General features: G+C 75.0%; 4 protein-coding genes and 1 pseudogene. 1 reads left to right on the top strand and 4 read right to left on the bottom strand.

Annotation, left to right across the window (positions count from 1 at the left end; translation table 11 throughout):
* From PYV61_RS21135 to PYV61_RS21125, 3 genes are all read right to left on the bottom strand, one after another.
* On the bottom strand, window positions 1-209 hold a 209-nt coding region (locus PYV61_RS21135), incomplete at its 3' end, for a hypothetical protein (protein WP_275835364.1).
* Window position 210: 1 nt separating this feature from the next.
* Window positions 211-1317, bottom strand: coding sequence for a glycosyltransferase family 2 protein (locus PYV61_RS21130; RefSeq protein ID WP_275835362.1), 1107 nt, complete (start codon window positions 1315-1317; stop codon window positions 211-213).
* A gap of 165 nt (window positions 1318-1482) precedes the next feature.
* Complete coding sequence (locus PYV61_RS21125; protein ID WP_275835360.1) at window positions 1483-2640, bottom strand: hypothetical protein; 1158 nt, start codon at window positions 2638-2640, stop codon at window positions 1483-1485.
* Window positions 2641-2820: 180 nt separating this feature from the next.
* Here PYV61_RS21125 and PYV61_RS21120 point away from each other — a divergent pair, with 180 nt between their 5' ends.
* Window positions 2821-4101, top strand: coding sequence for an ABC transporter permease (locus PYV61_RS21120; protein WP_275835358.1), 1281 nt, complete (start codon window positions 2821-2823; stop codon window positions 4099-4101).
* A 10-nt stretch (window positions 4102-4111) separates the two neighbouring features.
* Here the strand turns inward: PYV61_RS21120 and PYV61_RS21115 are convergent.
* A pseudogene (locus PYV61_RS21115) lies at window positions 4112-4702 on the bottom strand (type II restriction endonuclease); the annotation flags it as partial.

Below are 4702 nucleotides of genomic sequence, written 5' to 3'. Positions count from 1 at the left end.
GCCCCGACGCCGACCATCGCGCCGAGCATCTCGCCCATCGCCCACAGCGCGAGCAGGATCCCCTCGGCGAGCGCCGCCTGCACCGCCACCGGGCGCCACGCGACCGGCCGCCCCGCGGCGCGGCGCGCCACCGCGCGCACCGGCATCAGCAGCGCGCTCGCGAGGTAGAACAGCCCCCCGATCCCGACCCCCGGCAGCCCCGCGGCCACCTCAGTGCCCCTTCTCGAAGACGCGGAACTCGCGCCCGAGCACCCACTCGCTCCACGCGGCGCGGAGGAAGAACGCGGCGTTCACCACGCGGATCACCAGGAACGCGGGGAGCGACGCCAGCGCGCGCCCCGCCTCGCCGCGCGGGATCGCGCCGGCGAGCACCGGCACCGCCAGCGCCGGGAGGTCGAGCACGTAGCCGAGCAGCCACCGCGGGTCGCGCGTCGCCAGCGCCAGCGCGGGGAGCACGAAGAAGTACACCAGCGCCGCGACCGTCGCGTCCCACACCGCCACGGCCACCGCGGAGCGCAGGTACGGCACCTCCAGCACGCCGCGCCAGTGCAGCCGCACGTTCTGCACGAAGCCGTGCGACCAGCGCTTCAGCTGCCGCCGCAGGAAGGTCCAGTCGTGCGGCTCGACCGGGTAGCACACCGCGTCGTGGACGAAGCGCACCGCGTGCCCGCTCCGGTACAGGCTCCACGTCAGGTCCATGTCCTCGGCGAGCGTGCGCGACGGCCACCCGCCGTGCGCCTTCAACACGTCCGTGCGGTACGCGCTGAAGCACCCCGACGCGATGAGCGGCGCGCCGTACCAGTCCTGCACCTGCTTGTAGAAGGTGAAGGCGAACAGGTACTCGACGTAGCGCCCGCGCTCCCACACCGTCCCGACGTGGCGCGGCAGGACGAGCCCGCACGCCGCCGCCACCTTCGGGTCGGCGAACGCGCCGAGCAGCCGCTCGATCGCGTCGGGGGCGAGCGTGGTGTCGGCGTCGACGGCCATCGTGAACGCGGTGTCGACGTGCGCCAGCGCGAAGTTCTGCGCCCCCGCCTTGCTCCCCGTGTTGCCCGGCGGCGTCAGCACGCGCACGCCGAGCGCCCGCGCGATCGCCGCGGTGTCGTCGGTCGAGCAGTCGTCGACCACCACCACCTCGGCGACCCGCACCGTCTGCGACAGCAGGCTGCGCACGGTGTCGCCGATGCTCGCCCCCTCGTTGTACGCGGGGACCAGCACCGTCAGCCGCGCGGCGAGCGCCGCGGCGAGCGGCACGTCCGCGGCCGCGGCGGCCGGGAGGTGGTCGTGGACCGGGGTCGGGAGGACTGCGGTGGCCATGCAGGATGGACGAGCGACGCAACGGACGAGTTGCACATTCGCTACGCATCAGTAGCGCCGACCTGCTCCGCCCCCTGTGCCACCGATCACGCCACACCCCGAAACGCGCACCGGGCCGGCCCTCGCGCGAGGGCCGGCCCGGTGCTTCGTGAAGAACCCGTCAGACTACTGGTACTGGATGTAGCTCAGCGCGGGCTTGAGCTGCATCAGCTCCTTCGGCGTCAGCAGCGCGTCGCCCTTCTTCGTGTCGTTGTGGTAGAAGAGCTTGAAGCCCGTGTACTGCACCGGCTCGTTCACGATGTAGTGGTGGTACGAGTCGAACTTGAGCCAGGGCGGCCCCCACCCGTCCATGTGCATCACGACCTGCACGTTCTTGGTCGGGCGGATCTGCTGCGCGTCCGGCACCATCAGGCGCGTGAAGCGGTGCACGACGAGCACCTTGGGCGGGATCCCCTTCTCCGTCACCAGCCGGTCCAGCGTCTGGATGACGTAGTTGATGTCGCTCGCCTTCATCTGCCCGATCTTCGCGCTCGGCCGCACCCCTTCCTTGTCGTGGTGCATGTAGAACTCGGGGTCGACGCCGAGGTGCACGTCGGGGCGCTCGAGGTACTTGAGCAGGAGGGGGAGCTCCTCGCGCAGCGTGCTGTGCGACGCCTGGATGTCGAGGAAGAGGACGCCCTTGCGGCTCTGCGCCCACCCGTAGGTCTTCTCGATCATCTGCGGCGTCTCGCGGCGGCGCCACTTCTTGTCGGCGCCCGGGTCGCCCTGCGCGACCACCGTCACGAGGTGGATCGCCGGCACCACCGGCGTCGCCGGGTCGGCGGCCTTCCACGACGCGACCGTCTTGTCGAGCATCCCGAGCATCTGCTGCTCGGGGTACTCGCCGATCACGCCCATCTTCTTCGAGTGCGGGTTGCCGTAGTAGGCGACGATGCGCTTGTCCGGCAGCAGGGCGCCCGGCGCGGCGGCGGGACCCTTCGGCCAGCTCGCGAGCTTCTTCTCGCCCTGCCGGATCGCCGCGATCAGCGACGACATGTCGGTCTTCTTGCGCCCGCCGAGGAGCTGCGCGGTGACCTTGCGGGAGGTGTCGCCCGGCGCCGCCGAGTCGGCGACCATCGGGGCGGCCTCGGGGGCCACGGCGGCCGGCGCCGCCGCGGTCGGCGTGCCGACGGCCTCGCCGGCGGCGGAGTCGACGCGCGTCGAGTCGCTGGGGGTGGGCGCGGCGGAGACGGCGCCCGGCGTGGCGGCCTCGGGGGCGCAGGCGGCCGCGAGCGCGGCGCCGAGGGCGAGGCGGAGGAGCGTGCTGGTCGTGGAGCCCGACATCTGCTGCGGACGGCCTGGTGCGGGGGAGGGGGCGGGTGGGGAGCGACCAATCTATCGCGGCCGCGCGACAGCCGACGACGCGCCGCACGCCGCGTCACGAGCGGGCGCGGCCGTAGGCGAAACGCCCGAGTGCGGCGCACCGTACGCAGCGGGGCCGCTCTCCGACTCCCGCTCACGCCGATGCCGATCGCCCCCTACTACACCGCACTCCGCACGGGTGCCGACGCCCTGCGCGCGAACCCCGTGCGCGCCCTCCTCGCCACCCTCGGGGTCGTGATCGGCGCGGCCGCGCTGGTGTCGGTGCTGGCGGTCGGCGACGGGGTCGAGCAGTTCGCCCGCGACGCCGTGAGCCGCGAGGGGTACGACGTGGTGCAGGTCCGCCCGATCACCGAGGACTCGGTGGACGGCGCCCTGGTGCCGCGGCAGGAGGTCCGGCGGTTCACGGTGGCCGACGTGGCCGCGCTCGGGGCGGCGCTGGGGCCGGGGGAGCGGGCGGCGCTCGTGCACCGGGGGACCGCGCTCGCCCCGCTCGGCGCGTCGACGCAGCGCCGGGCCTTCATGGTCGTCGCCGTCGCCCTCGCCGAGCCCGACTCGCTCGGGCAGCAGCTGGTCGCCGGGCGGCGGGTGACCCCCGCCGAGTCGCAGCAGGGCGCGCTGGTGGCCACGGTGAACGAGGCGATGGCCCGCGCGCTCCTCCCCGACTCGGGGCGCGGGGCGCGCGGCGTGGCGGCCGCCGTCGGCGACTCGGTCCCGCTGGCCGGCCGCTGGGCCCGCGTCGTCGGGGTGACGCGCAGCGGCCTGGAGACGCAGTTCCGCCCGGCCACGCTGGCGGTGACCGCGCCCTTCGCGGTCGCGGTGCCGGCCATGGCGCCCGTCCGCGCCGGGCTCCCCGCCGAGGCGGCGCTCACCGCCACCGCGCGCGACGCCGAGCAGGTCGAGGCGATGCGCGGGCGCGTGGAGGGGTGGCTGGCGTCGCGCGACCCGGAGTGGAAGCGGCAGTGGCGCATCGGCGCCGGCGCGCGCGAGCGGCTGGCGCAGGTGCGACAGGCGATGCTCGTCTTCAAGCTGCTCATGGGGTCGATCACCGGGATCACGCTGATCGTCGGCGGGATCGGCATCATGAACGTGCTGCTCGCCTCGGTGGCCGAGCGGACGCGCGAGATCGGGGTGCGCAAGGCGGTCGGGGCGAAGCGCCGCGACATCCTGCTGCAGTTCCTCGCCGAGTCGGTCACGATCACCGCCGCCGGCAGCGCGCTCGGCACGCTGCTCGGCCTCGCCGCCGCGTACGGGGTGACGGCGGTCATGCGCGCGCAGACCGAGGCGCGCGTCTACGCCGCGACCACGGGCGCCACGCTGCTCGTCTCGCTCGGCACGGCCGTGCTGGTGGGGCTGATCTTCGGCTGCTACCCCGCGCTGCGGGCGGCGCGCCTGGCCCCGATCCAGGCGATCCACACCGAGTGAGCGGCGGGGCTCAGCCCCCGTCGCGCAGCCGCTCGGCGAGCTTCTCGATCACCGCCGGCCCGCTCGCCCACCGCGTGATCTCGGGCGCCGCCTCCAGCAGCGCCTCGGCGGAGAAGAAGCCGCACCGCCGGTGCAGGTCGAGCGCCTGGAACGTGGGGCGCGCCAGCTCGCGCCGTACCTTGCCGAGCCGCGCGCGCGGCACGACGACGTAGAGCGGGAAGCTCAGGTTGGGCGCCAGCGCGGCGAGGTCCGCCATGCGCAGCAGCCCGGAGTGCACCGACGTCGTGCGCTCGACCTCGAAGGCGGCGACCACCTGGTGCGCGCCGCGCAGCCACACCACGTCGATCAGGCGCACGAGCCGCTCCGACGCCGGGTCGAGGCCGAGCGGCGGGAGGCGGTCCAGGCTGAGCGCACCCAGCGGCTCGCCGGCCCACACCCGCGCGCGGTCGTTGGCCGCCACCCACACCCGGCACCCGAGCGACCGCCCGAGCGCGGCCAGCGTCCACTGCACGTGCGTGTGGTCGGGCGCCGGCGCGTCCGCGGGCGCGCCCCGCGCCGGCGCCCCCGCCGGCGCGCGCACGCGCACGAGGGCGCGCGCGGG

Origin of the sequence: Roseisolibacter sp. H3M3-2 (genome assembly GCF_029211165.1) — a bacterium.
Taxonomy (GTDB): Bacteria; Gemmatimonadota; Gemmatimonadetes; order Gemmatimonadales; family Gemmatimonadaceae; genus Roseisolibacter.
This window is presented reverse-complemented; position numbering and strand designations above follow the sequence as displayed.

Coding starts and splice junctions, on each gene's coding strand:
- PYV61_RS21125 (WP_275835360.1), bottom strand. CDS start 2,640: ATGTCGGGCTCCACGACCAGCACGCTCCTCCGCCTCGCCCTCGGCGCC.
- PYV61_RS21120 (WP_275835358.1), top strand. CDS start 2,821: ATGCCGATCGCCCCCTACTACACCGCACTCCGCACGGGTGCCGACGCC.
- PYV61_RS21130 (WP_275835362.1), bottom strand. CDS start 1,317: ATGGCCACCGCAGTCCTCCCGACCCCGGTCCACGACCACCTCCCGGCC.